The 19,868-nt window shown below is 60.4% G+C and carries 21 protein-coding genes and 1 pseudogene; 9 read left to right on the top strand and 13 right to left on the bottom strand.

Going from position 1 to position 19,868, the window contains the following annotated elements:
* Positions 1–24: 24 nt before the first annotated feature.
* The 3 genes from rpoZ to ACZYR5_RS05380 all read right to left on the bottom strand — a co-directional run bounded on the left by rpoZ (position 25) and on the right by ACZYR5_RS05380 (position 1,953).
* Positions 25–288: a DNA-directed RNA polymerase subunit omega gene (gene rpoZ / locus ACZYR5_RS05370; RefSeq protein WP_008030604.1), complete on the bottom strand. Its 264-nt coding sequence runs from the start codon at positions 286–288 to the stop codon at positions 25–27.
* Between the two features lie 168 nt (positions 289–456).
* On the bottom strand, positions 457–1,077 hold the full coding sequence (gene gmk, locus ACZYR5_RS05375; RefSeq protein WP_027616810.1) for a guanylate kinase: 621 nt from the start codon (positions 1,075–1,077) through the stop codon (positions 457–459).
* A gap of 12 nt (positions 1,078–1,089) precedes the next feature.
* Positions 1,090–1,953 carry a YicC/YloC family endoribonuclease gene (locus ACZYR5_RS05380; RefSeq protein ID WP_489088848.1) on the bottom strand — a complete coding sequence of 288 codons (864 nt, stop codon included), beginning with the start codon at positions 1,951–1,953 and terminating at the stop codon, positions 1,090–1,092.
* A gap of 269 nt (positions 1,954–2,222) precedes the next feature.
* On the opposite strand from ACZYR5_RS05380, the gene rph reads away from it, so the two are divergent.
* The 3 genes from rph to gltS all read left to right on the top strand — a co-directional run bounded on the left by rph (position 2,223) and on the right by gltS (position 4,896).
* Complete coding sequence (gene rph / locus ACZYR5_RS05385) at positions 2,223–2,945, top strand: ribonuclease PH (RefSeq protein ID WP_489088847.1); 723 nt, start codon at positions 2,223–2,225, stop codon at positions 2,943–2,945.
* Positions 2,946–2,973: 28 nt separating this feature from the next.
* A complete protein-coding gene (locus tag ACZYR5_RS05390; protein ID WP_489088846.1) occupies positions 2,974–3,342 on the top strand; it encodes a DUF4870 domain-containing protein in 369 nt (122 codons plus the stop codon).
* Positions 3,343–3,690: 348 nt separating this feature from the next.
* Positions 3,691–4,896 (top strand): sodium/glutamate symporter, encoded by a 1,206-nt coding sequence (gene gltS, locus ACZYR5_RS05395; protein WP_489088845.1) that lies wholly within the window; start codon positions 3,691–3,693, stop codon positions 4,894–4,896.
* Positions 4,897–4,989: 93 nt separating this feature from the next.
* On the opposite strand, the gene crc is transcribed toward gltS, so the two are convergent.
* Entirely contained in the window at positions 4,990–5,769 is a 780-nt protein-coding gene (gene crc, locus ACZYR5_RS05400; protein WP_003176915.1) for a catabolite repression control protein Crc, read from the bottom strand.
* 82 nt (positions 5,770–5,851) lie between these two features.
* On the opposite strand from crc, the gene pyrE reads away from it, so the two are divergent.
* The gene (pyrE, locus tag ACZYR5_RS05405; RefSeq protein WP_027616815.1) at positions 5,852–6,496 is read left to right on the top strand and encodes an orotate phosphoribosyltransferase; all 645 of its coding nucleotides are present in this window, start codon (positions 5,852–5,854) and stop codon (positions 6,494–6,496) included.
* A 75-nt stretch (positions 6,497–6,571) separates the two neighbouring features.
* Here the strand turns inward: pyrE and argB are convergent, their stop codons facing one another.
* The 4 genes and pseudogenes from argB to coaBC form a co-directional block, all read right to left on the bottom strand.
* The gene (gene argB, locus ACZYR5_RS05410; protein ID WP_027616816.1) at positions 6,572–7,477 is read right to left on the bottom strand and encodes an acetylglutamate kinase; all 906 of its coding nucleotides are present in this window, start codon (positions 7,475–7,477) and stop codon (positions 6,572–6,574) included.
* A 17-nt stretch (positions 7,478–7,494) separates the two neighbouring features.
* Positions 7,495–8,898 (bottom strand): annotated as a pseudogene (locus ACZYR5_RS05415) (phosphomannomutase/phosphoglucomutase); the annotation flags it as partial.
* Between the two features lie 258 nt (positions 8,899–9,156).
* Positions 9,157–9,612, bottom strand: coding sequence for a dUTP diphosphatase (dut, locus tag ACZYR5_RS05420; RefSeq protein WP_489088844.1), 456 nt, complete (start codon positions 9,610–9,612; stop codon positions 9,157–9,159).
* A 5-nt stretch (positions 9,613–9,617) separates the two neighbouring features.
* On the bottom strand, positions 9,618–10,826 hold the full coding sequence (coaBC, locus tag ACZYR5_RS05425; protein ID WP_489088843.1) for a bifunctional phosphopantothenoylcysteine decarboxylase/phosphopantothenate--cysteine ligase CoaBC: 1,209 nt from the start codon (positions 10,824–10,826) through the stop codon (positions 9,618–9,620).
* 134 nt (positions 10,827–10,960) lie between these two features.
* Here coaBC and radC point away from each other — a divergent pair, with 134 nt between their 5' ends.
* A complete protein-coding gene (gene radC, locus ACZYR5_RS05430; RefSeq protein ID WP_489088842.1) occupies positions 10,961–11,635 on the top strand; it encodes a RadC family protein in 675 nt (224 codons plus the stop codon).
* A 114-nt stretch (positions 11,636–11,749) separates the two neighbouring features.
* On the opposite strand, the gene ACZYR5_RS05435 is transcribed toward radC, so the two are convergent.
* Positions 11,750–13,336 (bottom strand): ABC transporter substrate-binding protein, encoded by a 1,587-nt coding sequence (locus ACZYR5_RS05435; protein WP_489088841.1) that lies wholly within the window; start codon positions 13,334–13,336, stop codon positions 11,750–11,752.
* A gap of 469 nt (positions 13,337–13,805) precedes the next feature.
* Here ACZYR5_RS05435 and rpmB point away from each other — a divergent pair, with 469 nt between their 5' ends.
* Both rpmB and rpmG read left to right on the top strand, forming a co-directional pair.
* Positions 13,806–14,039, top strand: a complete 234-nt coding sequence (rpmB, locus tag ACZYR5_RS05440) for a 50S ribosomal protein L28 (RefSeq protein ID WP_003177273.1) — start codon at positions 13,806–13,808, stop codon at positions 14,037–14,039.
* A gap of 11 nt (positions 14,040–14,050) precedes the next feature.
* Positions 14,051–14,206 (top strand): 50S ribosomal protein L33, encoded by a 156-nt coding sequence (rpmG, locus tag ACZYR5_RS05445; protein ID WP_003177274.1) that lies wholly within the window; start codon positions 14,051–14,053, stop codon positions 14,204–14,206.
* An 80-nt stretch (positions 14,207–14,286) separates the two neighbouring features.
* Here the strand turns inward: rpmG and ACZYR5_RS05450 are convergent, their stop codons facing one another.
* The 3 genes from ACZYR5_RS05450 to ACZYR5_RS05460 all read right to left on the bottom strand — a co-directional run bounded on the left by ACZYR5_RS05450 (position 14,287) and on the right by ACZYR5_RS05460 (position 15,274).
* Complete coding sequence (locus tag ACZYR5_RS05450) at positions 14,287–14,505, bottom strand: I78 family peptidase inhibitor (protein ID WP_489088840.1); 219 nt, start codon at positions 14,503–14,505, stop codon at positions 14,287–14,289.
* 118 nt (positions 14,506–14,623) lie between these two features.
* A complete protein-coding gene (locus ACZYR5_RS05455; RefSeq protein WP_489088839.1) occupies positions 14,624–14,827 on the bottom strand; it encodes an I78 family peptidase inhibitor in 204 nt (67 codons plus the stop codon).
* Positions 14,828–14,911: 84 nt separating this feature from the next.
* On the bottom strand, positions 14,912–15,274 hold the full coding sequence (locus ACZYR5_RS05460; protein ID WP_489088838.1) for a cupin domain-containing protein: 363 nt from the start codon (positions 15,272–15,274) through the stop codon (positions 14,912–14,914).
* 235 nt (positions 15,275–15,509) lie between these two features.
* Between ACZYR5_RS05460 and ACZYR5_RS05465 the strand changes: the two genes are divergently transcribed.
* Both ACZYR5_RS05465 and ACZYR5_RS05470 read left to right on the top strand, forming a co-directional pair.
* Positions 15,510–17,003, top strand: a complete 1,494-nt coding sequence (locus ACZYR5_RS05465) for an aldehyde dehydrogenase (RefSeq protein ID WP_489088837.1) — start codon at positions 15,510–15,512, stop codon at positions 17,001–17,003.
* Between the two features lie 112 nt (positions 17,004–17,115).
* A complete protein-coding gene (locus ACZYR5_RS05470) occupies positions 17,116–18,258 on the top strand; it encodes an MFS transporter (RefSeq protein WP_489088836.1) in 1,143 nt (380 codons plus the stop codon).
* Positions 18,259–18,260: 2 nt separating this feature from the next.
* On the opposite strand, the gene ACZYR5_RS05475 is transcribed toward ACZYR5_RS05470, so the two are convergent.
* A complete protein-coding gene (locus ACZYR5_RS05475; RefSeq protein ID WP_489088835.1) occupies positions 18,261–19,826 on the bottom strand; it encodes a phospholipase D family protein in 1,566 nt (521 codons plus the stop codon).
* Positions 19,827–19,868: the final 42 nt, after the last annotated feature.

Below are 19,868 nucleotides of genomic sequence, written 5' to 3' on the forward strand. Positions count from 1 at the left end.
GTGCTACGTCGACCAGGCATAGGCTTAGACGGCCTCGTTGGACTCGTCCTCGAATGCAGCGAAGAGCGGTTCATCCTGGACGATTTCCTGCTCGGCGATGAACTCGTAGCTCATCAGGCCTTCGGCGATTTCACGCAGGGCGACAACGGTAGGCTTGTCGTTTTCCCACTGGACCAGTGGCTCTTTGCCGCCGGTGGCCAGTTGACGGGCACGCTTGGTAGAGAGCATGACCAGCTCAAAGCGGTTTTCCACGTGTTCTAGGCAGTCTTCAACGGTTACGCGGGCCATGGTATTCCTCGGAGCGAATGCAATATGCGCGCTGCCCGGTTGGGCGAGCGGACTCGACAGTTTAAAAAAACACCAGCGATTAGGGAAGCGCTGATTTTTTAACCAAGCCCTTCAACGCGCTGCAAGTGCCAATGTAAAGCCCTTGCAGCGGTTTTGGGAAGTGCTGATTCAGCCCAGCAGTTCGGCCAGTAATTTGCCGTGACGCTGCTGTTGGCGTTTCTGGTGCAACTGATTGGCGCGAAAAATCGCCTTCAGGTCGTGCAGGGCGTGGGCAAAATCGTCGTTGATGATCAGATAGTCATAGTCGACATAGTGGCTCATCTCGCTGACGGCTTCGCGCATGCGCCCGTCGATGATCTCGTCACTGTCCTGGCCGCGGTTGGTCAGGCGCTGGTGCAGCGCCTGCAAGGACGGTGGCAGGATGAAGATCGAGCGCGCCTGCGGCATCAGCTTGCGCACTTGCTCGGCGCCCTGCCAGTCGATCTCCAGGATCAGGTCGTGGCCTTCGTCCAGCGTCTGCTGCAGGTGGCTTTGCGACGTTCCGTAGAGATTGCCGAAGACTTCGGCGCGCTCCAGGAAGTCACCGTGCTCGATCATCTTGACGAACTCGCTGCGCTCGACGAAGTGATAGTTCACCCCGTTTACTTCACCCGGACGCATGGCGCGGGTGGTATGGGAGACGGAGACGCGGATCTCCTGGTCGGCGTCGGTGAGGGCCTTGACCAGGCTGCTTTTGCCCGCGCCCGAAGGGGCGGAAATGATGTACAGGGTGCCGGTGCTGTGGGTCATGTCGGGGTAGCCTTACTCTATGTTCTGCACTTGTTCGCGCATTTGCTCGATCAATACCTTGAGGTTGACCGCCGCCTGGGTGCTACGCGGGTCGAAGGCCTTGGAGCCGAGGGTGTTGGCTTCGCGGTTGAGTTCCTGCATCAGGAAGTCCAGGCGTCGGCCAGCAGCGCCGCCGGACTTGAGCACGCGGCGCACTTCAATGATATGGGTGCTCAGGCGGTCCAGTTCTTCGGCGACGTCGCTCTTTTGCGCGAGCATGACCATTTCCTGCTCGAGGCGCTGCGGATCGAGTTCGGCCTGCATGTCGGCGAAGCGATCGAGGACTTTCTGGCGCTGGGTGGCGAGCATTTGCGGCACCAGTTCGCGCAGGGTCACGACGTCCTGTTCAATCGAAGTCAGGCGCTCGTTGATCAGGCGCGCCAGTTCCGCGCCTTCGCGCTCACGGCCGGCCTTGAGTTCTTTCAGGCCCTGGTTGAACAGCGCCAGCGCTTCGGCATTCAGGGCTTGCGGGTCGGTTGCATCGCCCACCAGGACGCCGGGCCAGGCCAGCACTTCCAGCGGGTTGAGGGCGGCCGGATTGGTGATCAGGCTGGCGACGGTTTCGGCGGCGGCAATCAATTGCGCGGCGCGCACCTGGTCGACCTGCAGCGTCTTGCCTGTGCTTTCTTCGGTGAAGCGCAGCGTGCACTCCAGCTTGCCGCGCGACAGGGCCTGGCGCAGCGCCTCGCGCACGTTGCCTTCGAGGTCGCGGAACGACTCCGGCAGGCGCAGGTGCGGTTCCAGGTAGCGGCTGTTGACCGAGCGCAGCTCCCAGCTCAGGGTGCCCTGGCTGCCGGCTTTTTCGACGCGGGCGAAGGCGGTCATGCTGTGCACCATGGAGGTACCTCGCGATACAGGTCGGCGCCAAACCGCGAGGTTCGACGCTCCTGATTGAATGAATTAAAGCCCACAGGCTGCAAAGGCGCAGGATTGTAACGCAGAGCAAGGGATGCTCCCAAACCGGGCGTGTGACAAAGCGCGCCAGCGCCTCGCGGCGGGCGCCGTAGAGCCTTCGCTCGTCGCCGGTTTTTTTTAGAACTGCCCAGGCGTGCCCGGTCGCCCTATAATGCCGGGTAGTTTTCCGTCCTCCGTACAGGTGTTCCTCTATGAAACGTCCAAGTGGTCGCGCCGCCGATCAGCTCCGCTCGATCCGCATCACCCGCAACTACACCAAACACGCCGAGGGATCTGTACTGGTCGAGTTCGGTGATACCAAGGTGATCTGCACCGTCAGCGTCGAGAATGGTGTGCCGCGTTTCCTCAAGGGCCAGGGCCAGGGTTGGTTGACCGCCGAATACGGCATGCTGCCGCGCGCCACCGGCGAACGTAACCAACGTGAGGCGAGCCGCGGCAAGCAAGGCGGTCGCACCCTGGAAATCCAGCGCCTGATCGGCCGCTCCCTGCGCGCTGCGCTGGACATGTCCAAGCTGGGCGACGTGACCCTGTATGTCGACTGCGACGTGATCCAGGCCGACGGCGGTACCCGTACCGCATCGATCACCGGTGCCATGGTGGCCCTGGTCGATGCCTTGAAAGTGATCAAGAAGCGCGGCGGCCTTAAAGGCGGCGATCCGCTCAAGCAAATGATTGCCGCGGTGTCGGTGGGCATGTATCAGGGCGAGCCGGTACTGGATCTCGACTACCTCGAAGACTCGGCTGCCGAGACCGATCTGAACGTGGTGATGACCAGCACCGGTGGTTTCATCGAAGTTCAGGGCACTGCCGAAGGCGCGCCGTTCCAGCCTGAAGAGCTGACCGCGATGCTGGAGCTGGCGAAAAAAGGCATGGGCGAAATCTTCGCCCTGCAACAAGCCGCACTGGCGGACTGATTGATCCGTTGCCAGCAAGGAGAGCGTCATGAGTGATGAGCAACTGCCGCTGCCCACGCCGAGCCGTCAGGTTCGCCAGTGGGCGATGTTCTGCCATCTCTCGGCCTTGCTGGGGATCTGGGTACCTTTCGGCTCGCTGATCGGGCCGCTGATTCTGTGGCAGATGAAGCGGGAAATGCATCCGTTCATCGACGATCAGGGCAAGGAGGCGCTGAATTTCCAGATCAGCGTGGCCATCGCCTCGGCCATCTGCCTGCTGTTGATGGTCGTGGTGGTTGGCTTCTTCCTGTTCGGCCTGGTGGCCATTGGCGCGCTGGTGTTGACGATCATTGCTGGGGTCAAAGCCAATGAAGGGGTGCCTTATCGGTATCCATTTACCTGGCGGTTGATCAAATAAGCCCGCAGCTCAAGCAAATGCCCCGATATATCGGGGCATTTGTTTTTCCAGGGTTGGATTCTTCTGACAATTTCAGTAGATGGCTGCCCTATAAATAAAACTCATTCGTATATATAGCTGATATATAAAATATCCAGTTACAAGCTGCAATGTCTTGAATGCTTGGCAATCAGATTTAACGATTGATAAAGTTGCGCCACGTAATATTCGTTCAGAAATATTTCGATATATTCGGGCCATTGACGGTCGTTGAATTAAAAGCTAGCCGGTGTTGAGACGAATCAACCTGTTCAAGAGGCGTGTCCAGGTAAACAGTTCGCCTCTGAATGAATGATAAAGAACTTGCAAATGCTTCAGCTCGATTTTTATGGGACGCTTGTCGCCGCCTCTTTAGTGCTGTTATTGGGGCGTGGACTTGTTGCCCGTTTCGGATTTCTTCGCACTTACAATATTCCTGAACCTGTAGCGGGCGGACTGGTAGTCGCTCTGTTTCTTTTGATCTTGCGCGTACTTGATATTGAAGTTCGATTTGATACTTCCCTGCAAACGCCGTTGATGCTGGCGTTTTTCGCCACCATTGGCCTGAGTGCCGACTTCGCGAGTTTGAAGAAAGGTGGCCGGGTAGTGGGGATCTTCCTGCTGGCGGTCACCGGACTACTGGTTGTGCAAAACGCCATGGGCATTGGACTTGCCACGGCGTTGGGGCTCGATCCGTTGATGGGCCTTCTGACCGGCTCGATTACATTGGCAGGCGGCCATGGTACTGGCGCTGCGTGGGGGGCGACCTTCAGTGAACAGTACGGCCTGGCCTCCGCCTCTGAACTGGCGATGGCTTCCGCGACCTTTGGCTTGGTGCTGGGTGGCTTGATTGGTGGTCCTGTTGCGCGCCTGCTCATCAGTCGTGTCCAGACCCCTGGCCTTGACCATGGAAAGCCGCAATGTCCAAAAGGCTTTGAGCAGCCAAACAAGGAGCGGGCAATCACGCCATTTTCGTTTATCGAAACCCTGGCATTGATTGCGGTCAGTCTATTGGCGGGTACTCAGCTCAATGGCCTGCTGCTGGGAACCGCGTTTGAATTACCGACCTTTGTTTGCGTATTGTTTGTCGGCGTACTGTTAAGAAATGGGCTATCAGCGCTTGGCCTGTATCAGGTGTTTGAACGAGAAGTTTCCGTTCTGGGTAATGTCAGTTTGTCGCTGTTCCTGGCGATCGCACTTATGTCACTTAAACTCTGGGATCTGGCTGCATTGGCATTGCCGATATTTATCATCCTGGCTGCGCAAACGCTGGTCATGGCACTGTTCGCCATCTTTGTGACGTTCAGGATCATGGGCAGTAATTATGACGCGGCAGTACTGTCGGCGGGACATTGCGGTTTCGGCCTGGGTGCCACGCCAACGGCCATTGCCAATATGCAAGCGGTGACGCAGCGCTACGGCCCTTCGCAGATAGCGTTCCTGGTGGTACCCATGGTCGGTGCTTTCTTCATCGACATTGTTAACGTCATCGTGATCAAGTTGTACCTGGTGTTGCCGTTTTTCACCGCCGCTTGAAGTGTGGGGCGCGGGAAGCCATTGGTTGGAACGCAAAAAAATGCCCGTATCCTGCGATACGGGCATTTTTTATGAACGTCTGTCACCGATCATTTAGATCGTCAGCGTCCAGTCATAGTCCACGATCAACGGCGCGTGTTGCGAGAACCGCGGCTGACGTGGCAGGCGTGCGCTGCGCACAAAGCGACGCAGGCCCGGGGTTAGCAGCTGATAGTCGAAACGCCAGCCCAGGTTGAGCATCTCAGCCTGTTCGTTGTCTGGCCACCAGCTGTACTGATCGCCTTCACGGCTGACTTCGCGCAGCGCGTCGACGTAACCCATGTTGCCGACAATCTCGTCCATCCAGGCACGCTCAGGTGCCAGGAAGCCCGGGGATTGCTGGCTATCGCGCCAGTTCTTGATATCCAGCTTCTGTTGCGCCACGTACAACGAGCCACAGTAGATGTACTCGCGCCGTTTGCGCCGCTGTTTATCCAGATAACGGGCGAAATCGTCCATTAGCTTGAACTTCTGGTTCAAGTCTTCATCGCCGTTCTGCCCCGAAGGGAGCAGCAAGGTCGCGATGCTGACCTTGTCGAAATCGGCTTGCAGGTAGCGCCCGTAGCGGTCTGCCGTCTCGAAACCGAGACCGCTGATGACCGCCTTCGGTTGCAGCCGCGAATACAAAGCCACGCCGCCTTGGGCGGGAACTTCGGCATCGCAGGCATAAAGGAAGTAGCCATCCAGTTGGAAGGCTGGATCGTCCAGTTCAAAGGCGGAGGCGCGGGTGTCCTGCAAGCAGATGACGTCGGCATTCTGGGCCTGCAGCCAACTGAGCAAACCGCGCTCGACTGCCGCCTGAATACCATTGACGTTCACACTGATGATCCGCATAAATGGCCCCAAAAATCGCGTGCGTGTATGATACACGGCGTCAAGCTAATTAGCTAAATCCGTGGTATTTGGGGTTTTTTACATGCAGGCGTATCAGCGCGATTTCATTCGTTTTGCCATCGATCGCGGCGTTTTGCGCTTCGGTGAGTTCACCCTGAAGTCCGGGCGTACCAGTCCTTACTTCTTCAATGCCGGCCTGTTCAACTCGGGTTCGGCGCTGGCGCAGCTGGGGCGTTTCTACGCCGCGGCCATCGCCGAGAGCGGAATTTCCTTCGACGTACTCTTCGGCCCGGCTTACAAGGGTATTCCCCTGGCGGCAACGACGGCCGTGGCGCTGGCCGAGCATCACGACCGTGACCTGCCTTGGTGCTTCAACCGCAAGGAAGCCAAGGCCCATGGTGAAGGTGGCAGCCTGGTGGGCGCGCCGCTGACCGGTGAGGTGCTGATCATCGACGACGTGATCACGGCTGGCACGGCAATCCGCGAGGTGATGCAGATCATCGCTTCCCAGGACGGTGCCAAGGCCGCCGGCGTGTTGATCGCGTTGAACCGCCAGGAACGCGGCAATGGTGAATTGTCGGCGATCCAGGAAGTGGAGCGCGATTTCGGCATTCCGGTGATCAGCATCGTTTCGCTGAACCAGGTGCTGGAATTCCTCGCCGACGATCCGCAGCTCAAGCAGCATTTGCCAGCCGTGGAAGCGTACCGAGCGCAGTTCGGCGTCTGATCACAGGTTTTTCGCCCAACACAAAAAGACCCCGCTCAGCCAGGCTGAGCGGGGTCTTTTTGTGTGCGGTGTTGCTTACGGACGCTTGCGATTGCTGATCAGGGTACCCACACCCGTGTCGGTGAAGATTTCCAGCAGGATCGCATTCGGCACGCGGCCGTCGATGATCAGCGAGCTGCCGACGCCGCCTTGCACCGCTTCCAGTGCGCAACGGATCTTCGGCAGCATGCCGCCATAGATGGTGCCGTCGGCGATCAACTCGTCGACTTGCTGGGTGGTCAGGCCGGTCAGGACTTGCCCGGACTTGTCCATCAGGCCAGCGATGTTGGTCAGCAGCATCAGCTTCTCGGCTTTCAGCGCTTCGGCCACCTTGCCGGCCACCAGGTCGGCGTTGATGTTGTACGACTCGCCATTATCCCCTACGCCGATCGGCGCGATCACCGGGATGAAGTTGCCCTTGACCAGCAGGTTCAGCAGCTCGGTGTTGATGCCCGTCACTTCGCCTACCTGACCGATGTCGATGATTTCCGGTTGGGTCATCTCCGGGGTCTGGCGGGTGACCGTGAGCTTCTTCGCGCGGATCAGTCCGGCGTCCTTGCCGGTCAGGCCGATGGCGCTGCCACCGTGACTGTTGATCAGGTTGACGATGCTCTTGTTCACCTGGCCGCCGAGGACCATTTCCACCACGTCCATGGTCGCGGCGTCGGTCACGCGCATGCCGTCGACGAAGTGGCTTTCGATCGACAGGCGCTTGAGCAGATCACCGATCTGCGGGCCGCCGCCGTGAACCACCACCGGGTTGATGCCCACGGCTTTCATCAAGACGATGTCGCGGGCAAAGCCGGTTTTCAGCTCCTCGCTTTCCATCGCGTTGCCGCCGTATTTGATCACCAGGGTCTTGCCGACATAACGTCGGATGTAAGGCAACGCTTCGGACAGGACCTGGGCGGTGTGGGCGGCGGCTTCGCGTTCGAGGGTCATTCAGGGCTCCGGGTGAATCAGAACGGTAGTTGGAGATCAGGTGCAACACGTTTCAGCTGGCTATGGAACACGTCCTTGATGCGCTGCAATTCAGCCTCGTCATCGGCCTCGAAGCGCAGTACCAGCACCGGTGTGGTGTTGGAGGCGCGCACCAGGCCCCAGCCTTTTGCGTAATCGACCCGCACGCCGTCAATGGTGGTCAGGTCGGCGCCTGGGCCCCACTGCGCATCGTGCAGTGCATCAATGATGCTGAATTTGCTCTCTTCGGTCACATGGATATTGATTTCCGGCGTGGAAATATCGTTCGGGAAGGTCTCGAACAGTTCCTGCGCGGTGGATTTTTCCTGGCTGAGGATTTCCAGCAGCCGTGCAGCGCTGTAGATGCCGTCGTCGAAACCGAACCAGCGCTCCTTGAAGAAAATGTGCCCGCTCATTTCACCGGCCAGCAAGGCACCGGACTGTTTCATTTTCTTCTTGATCAACGAGTGACCGGTTTTCCACATCAATGGACGGCCACCGTACTCCTTGATCAGCGGGGTCAGGCGGCGGGTGCATTTGACGTCGAAGATGATCTCGGCGTCCGGGTTGCGGGCGACCACATCCTTGGCGAACAGCATCAGCAAGCGGTCCGGGAAGACGATGTCGCCGGTGTTGGTCACCACGCCGACGCGGTCGCCATCACCGTCGAATGCCAGGCCCAGGTCAGCCTTGGTTTCCTTGACCTTGGCAATCAGGTCGACCAGGTTCTCTGGCTTGCCCGGATCCGGGTGGTGGTTGGGGAAGTTGCCGTCGACTTCGCAGAACAACGGAATCACTTCGCAGTTCAGCGCTTCGATCAGTTGCGGGGCGACGACGCCAGCGGCACCGTTGCCGCAATCGACCACGACTTTCAGGCGACGGGCGAGCTTGATGTCCTGGACGACTTCAGTGGTGTAGCGATCGAGAATTTCAACCCGGGTGACGCTGCCCTGACCGCTGGTCAGATTGTTGCTTTTCAGGCGCTCATGCAGCGCCTGGATCTGCTCATTGGCCAGGGTGTCGCCGGCAATGACGATCTTGAAACCGTTGTAGTTCGACGGGTTGTGGCTGCCAGTGAGCATCACCCCGGACTTGCCGGCCAGCACGTTGGCGGCGTAGTACAGCGCCGGTGTCGGTACCAGGCCAACGTCGCTGACATGGCAGCCGCTGTCGGCCAGGCCCTGGATCAGTTGTTCTACCAGCTCTGGACCCGACAGGCGCCCATCACGGCCCACCGAAATGTTCGGTTCGTCCTGCGCCAGCGTCTGCGCGCCGATGGCGCGGCCGAGCCAGTAGGCCGTTTCGGCATTGAGGAATTCCGGCACCGTGCCGCGAATGTCGTAGGCGCGGAAAATGCTGTCGGGAAATGCAGGGGCGACGCGGGTCGTGTTGCTCATTACTGGCTAGCTCCAATTCAAAGGTTGCCGGACGGGTCGACGAGGGGCTCGTTGACGGGTTCAAACTGAAGGGTAAGACGACGTTTTCGGCATAGAGTTCGTGGGGCGCAGGTATCAGGCCTTGCGGTCTGGCATCTGTGCGGTCGACTTTGGCCGAGTCGGTAGTCGTTCAACCCTGCAGATGATGTCTGTGCAAAGTTTCATCCTGAAATGCAAAACAAAGTGCCGAACCGGGCAGTGCGCTCGATATCGGCACGGGTGTAATCATTGAGTGCCCGAATGTCCGAATCCGCCGGTCCCACGCTGGGTTTCGACAAATTCCTCGACCATCTCGAAATGTGCCTGCACCACCGGCACCAGCACCAGCTGCGCCAGGCGCTCGCCGACGGTCATGGTGAAATCGGTCTGGCCGCGGTTCCAGCAGGACACCATCAGCGGGCCCTGGTAGTCGGAGTCGATCAGGCCGACCAGGTTGCCCAGCACGATCCCGTGCTTGTGGCCCAGGCCCGAGCGCGGAAGGATCAGCGCTGCCAGGCCTGGATCGCCGATGTACACCGACAGGCCGGTAGGAATCAGCAGGGTTTCACCCGGTTTGATCACCGTGTCCTGATCCAGCATGGCCCGCAGGTCAAGGCCGGCGGAGCCCGGGGTGGCGTACTGGGGCAGCGGGAATTCGCGGCCGATGCGTGGGTCGAGGATCTTGGCTTGCAAAGCGTGCATACGAGTTAAACCTGGTTCAGACGTTCGGCGATAAAGGTGATCAGCTGGCGGGCAATCTTGCCCTTGCTGGTCTGGGCGAAAAGGGTAGCGTGCAGTTCACGGTCGATCACGCTGCAAGCGTTCTCCTCGCTGTTGAAGCCAATGCTGGGGTTGGCCACGTCATTGGCGACGATCAAGTCGAGATTTTTGTCCTTGAGCTTGCGTGCGGCGTAATCGAGCAGGTGTTCGGTCTCGGCGGCGAAACCGACGCTGAACGGACGGTCGGGACGGGTGGAAATGGTGGCCAGGATGTCTGGATTGCGCACCATTTGCAGGACAAAGCCGTCGCCGGTCGTAGGGTCTTTCTTGAGTTTCTGTGGTGCAACGACTTCCGGGCGGTAGTCAGCTACTGCGGCGGAAGCAATAAACAGATCACAGGGGATCGCCGCTTCACAGGCCGCGAGCATGTCGCGGGCGCTGACCACGTCGATGCGCGTCACCCGATCCGGCGTCGGCAAATGCACCGGGCCGGTGATCAGGGTTACGCGGGCACCTGCTTCAACGGCAGCTTCGGCCAGGGCAAAGCCCATTTTTCCGGAGCTGTGGTTGGTGATGTAGCGTACCGGGTCGATGTTTTCCTGGGTCGGGCCGGCGGTAATCAGTACGTGGCGGCCAGTCAGCGCCTGGCGCTGGAAGCAATCGGCGGCGCACTGGGCCAGGTCGTCGGCTTCCATCATGCGGCCCATGCCCACGTCGCCGCAGGCCTGGCTGCCCGACGCCGGGCCGAAGACCTTGAGGCCCCGGCTCTCGAGCAGTTGGGTATTGGCCTGGGTGGCCGGGTCGCGCCACATGGCCTGGTTCATGGCGGGCGCCAGGGCGACGATGGCATCGGTGGCCAGCACCAGGGTGGTCAGCAGGTCGTTGGCGATACCCTGGGCCAGGCGGGCGATCACGTCCGCGGTGGCCGGGGCGATCAGCACCAGGTCGGCCCATTTGGCCAGTTCGATGTGGCCCATCGCGGCTTCGGCTGCCGGGTCCAGCAGGTCCAGGTGCACCGGGTGCCCGGACAGGGCCTGCATGGTCAGCGGAGTAATGAACTCGCTGCCGCCACGGGTCATGACGACGCGCACTTCTGCGCCCTGGTCGATCAGGCGGCGAACCAGTTCGGCGCTCTTGTAGGCAGCAATGCCGCCGCCGACGCCCAGAACGATGCGTTTCCGATACAGCCGCTGCATAGGTCTGCCTTTCATTTCGTTGATGACTGCAGGGCGAAACCCCCTCCCCAGGGTGAAATCGCCTGCAAAAAAGATGGGCTACGATATCACAGCGACCGCAACGGAACAGCGGCGCCCACATACAGGGAGGTGCTATGAGCATTCGACATTGGCCGGCGACGGAACGGCCACGGGAAAAACTTCTGGAGCAGGGCTCGGCGAGCCTGTCTGATGCCGAGTTACTGGCGATATTCCTGCGCACCGGAGTCACCGGCAAAAGTGCCGTCGACCTTGCGCGGCATCTGTTGCAGCAATTCGGCAGCCTGCGCAGTCTGTTCGAGGCGGACCAGCAGGCGTTTGCCAGCCAGTTGGGGCTGGGGCCGGCGAAATTCGCCCAGTTGCAGGCGGTGCTGGAGATGGCGCGCCGGCACTTGGCCGAGCGCTTGAGCCTGGACTCGGTGCTCAAGAGCCCGGTCGATGTGCGCAACTACCTCAAGGCCATGTTGCGACACGAGCCGCATGAGGTGTTTGGCTGCCTGTTCCTGGATACCCGGCATCGGGTGCTGGCCTTCGAGACGCTGTTCCGCGGCTCGATCGACAACACCAGCGTGCATCCGCGCCAGGTGGTCAAGCGCGCCCTGGCCCACAATGCCGCAGCGTTGATCCTCTGCCACAACCATCCTTCCGGGCACACCGAGGCCAGTCAGGCTGACCGGGTGCTGACCAAGCGTTTGCAGGAGGCTCTGGAGTTGATCGACGTGCGGGTGCTCGACCACTTTATCGTGGGCGACGGTGATCCACTGTCGATGGCCGAATACGGCTGGATGTAAACGCCGAGCCCCCTGTAGGAGCGAGCCTGCTCGCGATGCCATTTTTTAATTGCCGCATGGGGCGACTGACACGGCGCCATCGCGAGCAGGCTCGCTCCTACAGAGGTTTGCGGGTTATTTGAGATTGACCTTCGAAAAATCCTGCCGCCCAAACGGGCTGACCTGGTAACCCTCGACGTCCTTGCGCGTCAGCGCGTAGGCGGTCGGGTGGGCCAGGGGCAGCCACAGGGCTTGCTGGTGGATCTGCGCCTGGGCCTGCTCGTAGAGTTTGCTGCGCACGCCTTGCTCGGTGGTGGTCTTGCCGGCGTTGATCAATTTATCCAGGCCCTGATCGCAATACCGGGCAAAGTTGGTGCCCGATTTCACCGCAGCGCAGGAGAATTGCGGGGTGAGGAAGTTATCCGGATCACCGTTGTCGCCGGCCCAGCCCATGAATAGAAGGTCGTGTTCGCCGGCCTTGGCGCGACGAATCAGTTCACCCCATTCGATCACACGAATTTCCGCCTGAATGCCGATCTCCGCCAGATCCGCCTGCAGCAGTTGGGCGCCCAGGCTCGGGTTGGGGTTGAGCAGGCTGCCGGACGGGCGGGTCCAGATGGTGGTCTGGAAACCTTCCTTGAGGCCGGCCTTGGCCATCAGTGCACGGGCCTTGGCGAGGTCCTGCGGGTAGCCGGGCACGTCCTTGGCATAGCTCCAGGTATTGGGCGGGTATGGGCCGTTGGCGGCTTGCGCGGTGTCCTCGAAGACGGCTTTGAGGTAGCTCGGCTTGTCGAACGCAAGGTTGATCGCCTGGCGTACTTCCGGCTTGTCCAGCGGTGGATGGGTGCTGTTGATTGCCACGAACGCGGTCATGAACGCAGGCGTGCTCTCGACCTTGAGGGTCGGTTCCTGAGTCGCAGCCTGAACGTCCAATGGCTTGGGCGACAGGGCGATCTGGCATTCATTGCGCCGCAGTTTCTGCAGGCGCACGTTGGCATCCGGGGTGATGGCGAAGATCAGGGTATCGACCGCCGGCTTGCCCGCGAAGTAGTCACGGTTGGATTTGTAGCGGATCGAAGCGTCTTTCTGGAAACGACCAAAAACGAACGGGCCACTGCCAATCGGCTGGGTATTGAGCTTTTCCGGGGTGCCGGCCTTGAGCAGTTGATCGGCATACTCCGCCGAATAGATCGAGGCGAACCCCATGCTCAGGGTGGCGAGAAACGTCGAGTCGGCGTGGTCGAGAGTGAAGCGCACTGTCAGTGGGTCAAGGGCGTCGATTTTCTTGATCAGTGCAGGCAACTGCATCGACTGGGCATGGGGGAAGCCGCTCTGGGCGACCTTGTGCCAGGGATTGGCCGGGTCGAGCATGCGATCGAAGCTGAACTTCACGTCTTCGGCCGTCAGCTCACGGGTCGGGGTGAAGTAGTCGGTGCGGTGGAACTTCACCTGTGGGTGCAGCTTGAATACATAGGTCAGGCCGTCGGGCGAGACTTCCCAACTGTCGGCCAGGCTTGGGACCACCTTGGCGCTCTGGGTGTCAAAATCCACAAGGCGATTCATCAAGACGTCGGCCGACGCGTTGGTGGTGGTCAGCGAGTTGTATTGGACGACATCGAAGCCCTCCGGGCTGGCCTCGGTGCAGACGCTCAGGGCGGCTGCCTGGGCCAGTGGGCTCAGCAGGAGTGGGGCAAGCAACAGCGGTAGGGCAGCGAGGCGCATGTGTGGATTCCTTTGCAGATCGAAGGCCCATCTGCGAGTGCAGTCTGGAAAAGGCCTACCCTAGTGGGCTGTCCTGCAAATGACTATCCCCTTTTTCGTTTTGTCGGTGCTCTTATAAGCCGGGCAAGGTCCCGCGGCGGGGCGAATTAGCGTAAAGTGGCGCCGGTGTGGCGTGAGGGTGAGGCACTTGGTCGATGTTCTGCGACGAGTGGTCTTTGCCGTCGATAGCCTTTATCCAAAGCGCCTGGCGCCGGAATTTCGGGCTTTTGGAAAACTCTGTTTACACCAATAGTTGTTGCCCTGAGGTCTTTCTGGTATAAAGCAGCGCTCTTTTCTAGGGGCCCGGTTCCTTCACTGTAGGTGTAGCCGGTAAGACCTCTAAAGAATCGCGGCGCCTGGCGCCACAATGACTAGAGATTAAGCGGCCAACCCATGCCGGGTTGGGCATGTGGTTTTAGAGGGCTGAGGCATGTCTAGAGTATGTCAAGTTACCGGTAAGGGTCCGGTAACCGGGAATAACATTTCCCACGCAAACAACAAAACCCGTCGTCGTTTCCTGCCGAACCTGCAGCATCACCGCTTCTGGGTTGAAGAAGAGAAACGTTTCGTGCGTCTGCGCGTATCCGCCAAAGGCATGCGTATCATCGACAAGCGCGGCATCAGCGTAGTGCTGGCCGAACTTCGTCGCGATGGCAAGGTTTAAGGGAGCTAATCATGCGTGAATTGATTCGTTTGATCTCGAGCGCCGGTACTGGTCACTTCTACACTACCGACAAGAACAAGCGTACTACCCCGGACAAAATCGAGATCAAGAAATATGATCCGGTTGTTCGCAAGCACGTGATCTACAAGGAAGGCAAAATCAAGTAATTGATTTTCCCCTCTTACGAAAAAGGCCCGTATCGCGAGATACGGGCCTTTTTTGTTTCGTTTGAAAAGCTGCCGGTCAATCAGCCGCACTGAATCGCGACAATGACATTCTCGGCGTTGGTCAGCAGGCTGATCCGGCGCGGTACGCGTCTGAAGTCTGATGCGTAGCGTGGGCCCGTGACCCGCACTGGTGCGCCATTTGCCCTGGCGCGCACTTCTTCGAGCAATTGCGTGGTGAACGTCTGGCCCACCGTGTATTGGGCGACCGAAATATCGCAGGGGTCTTGTGTATCAGGCATGGTGCCTCCTTGCGGGTTTCGGGTAGCACAAATCCTGTGCGCTCCCGTTGATACGGAAAAGGCCCGTCTCACGAGAGACGGGCCTTCCTCATAGTGCGCTTAACAGATGTAGCGAGTATCAACCGAAGCGGAAGGCTTCGATGGTGCCGCTGGCACTGACGATGATGTGAATGCGCGCAGGATCCATTTCCTTGGTCGCGACTTCATTGGCACCTACAACGCGGTTACGGCCGGTCAGTTGGCTGACAGTAGCCTTCACAGACGTGCTGTATGGCTGGCCGATCAGGTGTTGCAGTGCCTGTAGAGCTTCTTCGTTGGTCATGTTCATTATTCCATTAATGAAGTGAGGTGTCCGGATGGACAGGGCGATCCTCCTCCCGTGCATGACCCGCGATGCGGTAAATAGTTAGGCTTTTGCCTCAAACGCCACGTAGATCTTGCGGCAGTGTTCCAGCACTTCCCAGGTGCCTTTGAACCCGGCAGGGATGACAAACCGATCGCCGGTGCGCAGGGTCTTGGCATTGCCGTCCTGGTCCCGCAGAACTGACACGCCCTGAACGATTTCGCAGTATTCATGTTCGGTGAAATTCACCGTCCAGTGGCCAACCGCACCTTCCCACACGCCGGCATTCAACTGGCCACAGGGGCTGTTGTAGTGGTTGTAGACGGTTTGTTCCGGATCGCCCTTGAGGACTTTGGCCGGGTCCGGGCGGTAGCGCTCGGCGGCAGTGGTGGCTTGGCTGAAGTCGACGACGTCCTGGATGCTCATTCTTGTAATCCCCCGTGATTGCGGCGCGAGTGGTTGGAAAAGGCCGAGTCTATGTTTATTAAAATGAACATCGCAAGGCCGTTTGTTGAGCATTTGTCAAATATATTGAAACTTCGGGTGTGGCTGGTTTAGGGTGGCGGGTGCCCAGGGCCGATTTTCAGGCTGGCCGGGCCCAATTCCTGACAGCGCCCGCCAACGACGCGGGCGTCGTTTTCAATAAGAGGAGGACACTCGCATGACCACCCTGACCCGTGCCGACTGGGAACAACGTGCCCGCGACCTGAAAATCGAAGGCCGCGCCTATATCAATGGCGAATACACCGATGCGGTCTCCAGCGAGACATTCGAGTGCATCAGCCCGGTCGATGGTCGTCTGCTGGGCAAGATCGCCAGCTGTGACGCCGCCGACGCCCAGCGCGCCGTGGAAAACGCCCGCGCCACCTTCAATTCCGGTGTCTGGTCGCGCCTGGCGCCGGCCAAGCGCAAATCCACCATGATTCGTTTTGCCGGCCTGCTCAAGCAGCATGCCGAAGAACTGGCCTTGCTTGAAACCCTGGACATGGGCAAGCCGATCAGCGACTCGCTGTACATCGACGTTCCCGGTGCTGCCCAGGCGCTGAGCTGGAGCGGCGAGGCCATCGACAAGATCTACGACGAAGTGGCTGCAACTCCCCATGACCAGCTAGGTCTGGTGACCCGTGAGCCAGTGGGCGTGGTGGGCGCTATCGTGCCGTGGAACTTCCCGTTGATGATGGCCTGCTGGAAACTGGGGCCGGCGTTGTCCACCGGTAACTCGGTGATCCTCAAGCCGTCGGAAAAATCACCGCTGACCGCCATCCGCATCGCCGCACTGGCCGTCGAAGCCGGTATCCCGAAAGGCGTGCTCAACGTGCTGCCGGGTTACGGCCACACCGTGGGCAAGGCGCTCGCCCTGCACATGGACGTCGATACCCTGGTGTTCACCGGTTCGACCAAGATCGCCAAGCAACTGATGATCTATTCCGGCGAATCGAACATGAAACGTGTGTGGCTGGAAGCCGGTGGCAAGAGCCCGAACATCGTGTTCGCCGATGCGCCGGACCTGCAGGCCGCTGCAGAGTCCGCAGCCGGCGCCATCGCGTTCAACCAGGGCGAGGTGTGCACCGCCGGCTCGCGCCTGCTGGTGGAGCGTTCGATCAAGGACACATTCCTGCCACTGGTGATCGAGGCGCTGAAAACCTGGAAGCCGGGCAATCCGCTGGATCCGTCGACCACTGTGGGTGCGCTGGTCGACACCCAGCAAATGAACACCGTCCTGTCGTACATCGAGTCCGGGCACAGCGACGGCGCCAAACTGGTTGCCGGCGGCAAGCGCATCCTCGAGGAAACCGGTGGTACCTACGTCGAGCCGACCATTTTCGACGGTGTGAGCAACGCGATGAAAATCGCCCAGGAAGAAATCTTCGGCCCCGTGCTGTCGGTGATTACTTTCGATAGCGCCGAAGAAGCCGTTGCGATCGCCAACGACACGCCTTACGGCCTGGCCGCAGCGGTATGGACCCAGGACATCTCCAAGGCGCACCTGACCGCCAAGGCCCTGCGCGCCGGTAGCGTGTGGGTCAACCAGTACGATGGTGGCGACATGACCGCACCGTTCGGCGGCTTCAAGCAGTCGGGCAACGGCCGTGACAAGTCGCTGCACGCGTTCGACAAGTACACCGAACTGAAGGCGACCTGGATCAAGCTGTAACTTCTCTGGCGGGCGTACCACGCCTGCCTTGATCCACTCGCAGCCGGGCTCTTCGCAAGAAGGCCCGGCTGTGTTGTCTCTGCCATAAAAATTATCCACAGGAGCGTGGAACATGCGTTGGGGCACCTATTTCGCCGTTTTGGCGTCGGTCCTGAGTGTCGGCCTGGCGTTGGGCGTGAGCATGCCGCTGGTGTCGTTTCGCCTGGAAAGCTGGGGCTATGGCGCGTTTGCGATCGGGGTCATGGCGGCCATGCCGGCGGTGGGCGTGCTGCTGGGGGCGAAAATCTCCAGTCGCCTGGCGGCCCGACTGGGCACCGCCAACCTGATGCGCCTGTGCTTGTGGGCCGGCGCATTGTCCATCGGCTTGCTGGCGTTGATGCCCAGTTATCCGGTGTGGCTGCTGTTACGGCTGATGATCGGGGTCATCCTGACCATCGTGTTCATCCTCGGCGAAAGCTGGATCAATCAACTGGTGGTCGAGCAATGGCGCGGCCGCTTGGTCGCGCTGTATGGCTGCAGTTATGCCTTGAGCCAATTGGCCGGCCCGCTGCTGCTGGGGGTGTTGGGCACCGCCAACGATCTGGGCTTCTGGGTGGGTGTGGTACTGCTGGTCATTTCACCGCTGGTGCTCTTGGGGCGCAGTGGTGCGCCGAGCAGTGAGGCGATGAGTGTGACCTTCAGGGATCTATTGGGTTTTTGTCGTGGTCTGCCGGCGATTGCCTGGGGCGTGTCGTTATTCGCGGCCTTCGAGGCAATGATTCTGACCCTGCTGCCGGTGTATTGCCTGCAACAGGGGTTCACCGAGCAAGTCGCCCTGGCGATGGTCAGCACTGTGGTAGTCGGAGATGCGTTATTGCAGTTGCCGATTGGTGCCCTGGCGGACTACCTGTCACGACGCGCCTTGTTCACGGGTTGCGCGGTGATCCTCATGCTCTCGAGCCTGGCGATTCCGATGTTGCTCGATACGCTATTGATCTGGCCGCTGTGGGTGCTGTTCGGCGCCAGCGCCGGGGGCCTGTTTACCTTGTCGCTGATCCTCATTGGCGAGCGTTACCGTGACGATGCCCTGGTGCGCGCCAACGCCCATGTCGCGCAACTGTGGGGCATCGGGTGTTTGGTCGGGCCGCTCGCTGCCGGTGCCGGCAGCCAGTGGGTCAGTGGTCACGCCTTGCCCTGGTTGATGGCGGCGGGGGCCTTTGGCCTGGTGATCCTGCTGTTGCGCCAGGGCGCGTTTGGCGAGGCGCAGACTGCCTGAAGTCAGAGCATGCGCTCCAGGCCCACGGTGTTGCTGAGCCAGGCATTGAAGCGTCGCCACCAGTTGCCCGGTTCCTGCGTCACGGTATGCATCTGGCCATTGTCTTCGGTGACCCACACCAGCGCGCCATCCTCCAGCCGCACCTCGTAGCTCAAGGTCGGCGCCATGCCTTGCAAGGCCAGCTCGCGCACCTGCCCGGCCAGCTCCGGGCTGTCGACCAGGACCCCGACCTCGGTGTTCCACAGCACCGAGCGCGGATCGAAATTGAACGAACCGATAAATGCCTTTTGCCCGTCGAAGATGATCGCCTTGCTGTGCAGGCTGGAGTCGGAACCGCGATAGGCCGAGCTGCGGAACAGATTCGGCCCGCTGCCACCGCCATCGCCCGGCTGGCGACGCAATTCGAACAGGCGCACGCCATGCTCCAGCAATGCCTTGCGGTAGGGCGCGTAGCCGCCATGGACTGCGGGCACGTCGGTGGCCTCCAGGGAGTTGGTCAGGAGACTGACCGCCACCCCGGCATCGGCGCGTCCGGTCAGGTAGACCAGGCCGGGCGGGCCGGGCACGAAGTAGGCGGAGACCATCACCAGTTCCTGGTTGACGCGTTGCATCTCGGGCGCCAGTTGGGTGGTCAGCAACAGTTGCGGATCGGGCTCGCCGCTGGCCAGGACTTTGCTCGGCGCATCCCACAGCGCCTGGTTCCAGGCCCAGATCAGCTCGCTTCGCCAGAGGTCCAGGCGCGGATCGGTCTGATAAGTCTTCAGTTGCTGGTAGAGCGCGTGGTTTTGCTGGCGGGTTTGGTCGAGGTACGCCTGCAGTCGCTCGCGGGACTTCGCCAGGTCGCGGGTGTCGGGTTGGCTGGAGATCACTTCGGCGACCGGTTTGCTCAGGGCGCTGTTCCAGTACTGGTCGAAGCTGTGCCCGAGCTGTTCGGCGACCGGTCCGATCCCCAGCAGGTCGATATCGGTGAAATTGAGCTTGGGTTCGGCATCGAAATACTCATCGCCGATATTGCGCCCACCGACAATCGCCGCACTGTTGTCAGCCAGCCACAGCTTGTTGTGCATGCGCCGGTGTTGCAGCGACAAGTCGAACAGCCGGCCCATGGCCCGCGTGACCCCGGTGCTGCGGCCGAGGGCCAGGGGGTTGAACAGGCGAATCTGGATCTGCGGATGGGCGGCGAGGGTGGCAATGGTCTGGTCCTGGCCATCGCTGGTGAAGTCGTCGAGCAGGATGCGCACACGCACGCCGCGGTCGGCGGCCTTGAGCAGTTCACTCACCAGCAGCCGGGTGCTGATGCCGTCATGGACGATGTAGTACTGCAAATCGAGGCTGCGTTGCGCATTGCGGATCAATTCGGCCCGGGCGGCGAAGGCTTCGCTGCTGTCCGAGAGCAGGCGAAAGCCCGAGCGGCCTTGGTGTTCGGCCGCCTGGGCCTGGATCGAGCGGCCGAACGCCGACTCGGCCGCTGGCAATGCCTGGCTGGGCTCGCGCGGAGCATTCAGGGTGGCGCAACCGCTTATCAGCGTGACGAGTAACGCGCAGAGCAGGGCGTGTCGTGGGCGCAAGGCGAAGGTTCCCGCTGAAGACCAGGCTCGAAGTATGGCACG

Source organism: Pseudomonas sp. F007 (assembly GCF_057814275.1).

Excerpts from the sequence above, each read along its gene's own strand:
- rpoZ (WP_008030604.1), bottom strand. The coding sequence starts at position 288 with ATGGCCCGCGTAACCGTTGAAGACTGCCTAGAACACGTGGAAAACCGC.
- gmk (WP_027616810.1), bottom strand. The coding sequence starts at position 1,077 with ATGACCCACAGCACCGGCACCCTGTACATCATTTCCGCCCCTTCGGGC.
- ACZYR5_RS05380 (WP_489088848.1), bottom strand. The coding sequence starts at position 1,953 with ATGGTGCACAGCATGACCGCCTTCGCCCGCGTCGAAAAAGCCGGCAGC.
- rph (WP_489088847.1), top strand. The coding sequence starts at position 2,223 with ATGAAACGTCCAAGTGGTCGCGCCGCCGATCAGCTCCGCTCGATCCGC.
- ACZYR5_RS05390 (WP_489088846.1), top strand. The coding sequence starts at position 2,974 with ATGAGTGATGAGCAACTGCCGCTGCCCACGCCGAGCCGTCAGGTTCGC.
- gltS (WP_489088845.1), top strand. The coding sequence starts at position 3,691 with ATGCTTCAGCTCGATTTTTATGGGACGCTTGTCGCCGCCTCTTTAGTG.
- crc (WP_003176915.1), bottom strand. The coding sequence starts at position 5,769 with ATGCGGATCATCAGTGTGAACGTCAATGGTATTCAGGCGGCAGTCGAG.
- pyrE (WP_027616815.1), top strand. The coding sequence starts at position 5,852 with ATGCAGGCGTATCAGCGCGATTTCATTCGTTTTGCCATCGATCGCGGC.
- argB (WP_027616816.1), bottom strand. The coding sequence starts at position 7,477 with ATGACCCTCGAACGCGAAGCCGCCGCCCACACCGCCCAGGTCCTGTCC.
- dut (WP_489088844.1), bottom strand. The coding sequence starts at position 9,612 with ATGCACGCTTTGCAAGCCAAGATCCTCGACCCACGCATCGGCCGCGAA.
- coaBC (WP_489088843.1), bottom strand. The coding sequence starts at position 10,826 with ATGCAGCGGCTGTATCGGAAACGCATCGTTCTGGGCGTCGGCGGCGGC.
- radC (WP_489088842.1), top strand. The coding sequence starts at position 10,961 with ATGAGCATTCGACATTGGCCGGCGACGGAACGGCCACGGGAAAAACTT.
- ACZYR5_RS05435 (WP_489088841.1), bottom strand. The coding sequence starts at position 13,336 with ATGCGCCTCGCTGCCCTACCGCTGTTGCTTGCCCCACTCCTGCTGAGC.
- rpmB (WP_003177273.1), top strand. The coding sequence starts at position 13,806 with ATGTCTAGAGTATGTCAAGTTACCGGTAAGGGTCCGGTAACCGGGAAT.
- rpmG (WP_003177274.1), top strand. The coding sequence starts at position 14,051 with ATGCGTGAATTGATTCGTTTGATCTCGAGCGCCGGTACTGGTCACTTC.
- ACZYR5_RS05450 (WP_489088840.1), bottom strand. The coding sequence starts at position 14,505 with ATGCCTGATACACAAGACCCCTGCGATATTTCGGTCGCCCAATACACG.
- ACZYR5_RS05455 (WP_489088839.1), bottom strand. The coding sequence starts at position 14,827 with ATGACCAACGAAGAAGCTCTACAGGCACTGCAACACCTGATCGGCCAG.
- ACZYR5_RS05460 (WP_489088838.1), bottom strand. The coding sequence starts at position 15,274 with ATGAGCATCCAGGACGTCGTCGACTTCAGCCAAGCCACCACTGCCGCC.
- ACZYR5_RS05465 (WP_489088837.1), top strand. The coding sequence starts at position 15,510 with ATGACCACCCTGACCCGTGCCGACTGGGAACAACGTGCCCGCGACCTG.
- ACZYR5_RS05470 (WP_489088836.1), top strand. The coding sequence starts at position 17,116 with ATGCGTTGGGGCACCTATTTCGCCGTTTTGGCGTCGGTCCTGAGTGTC.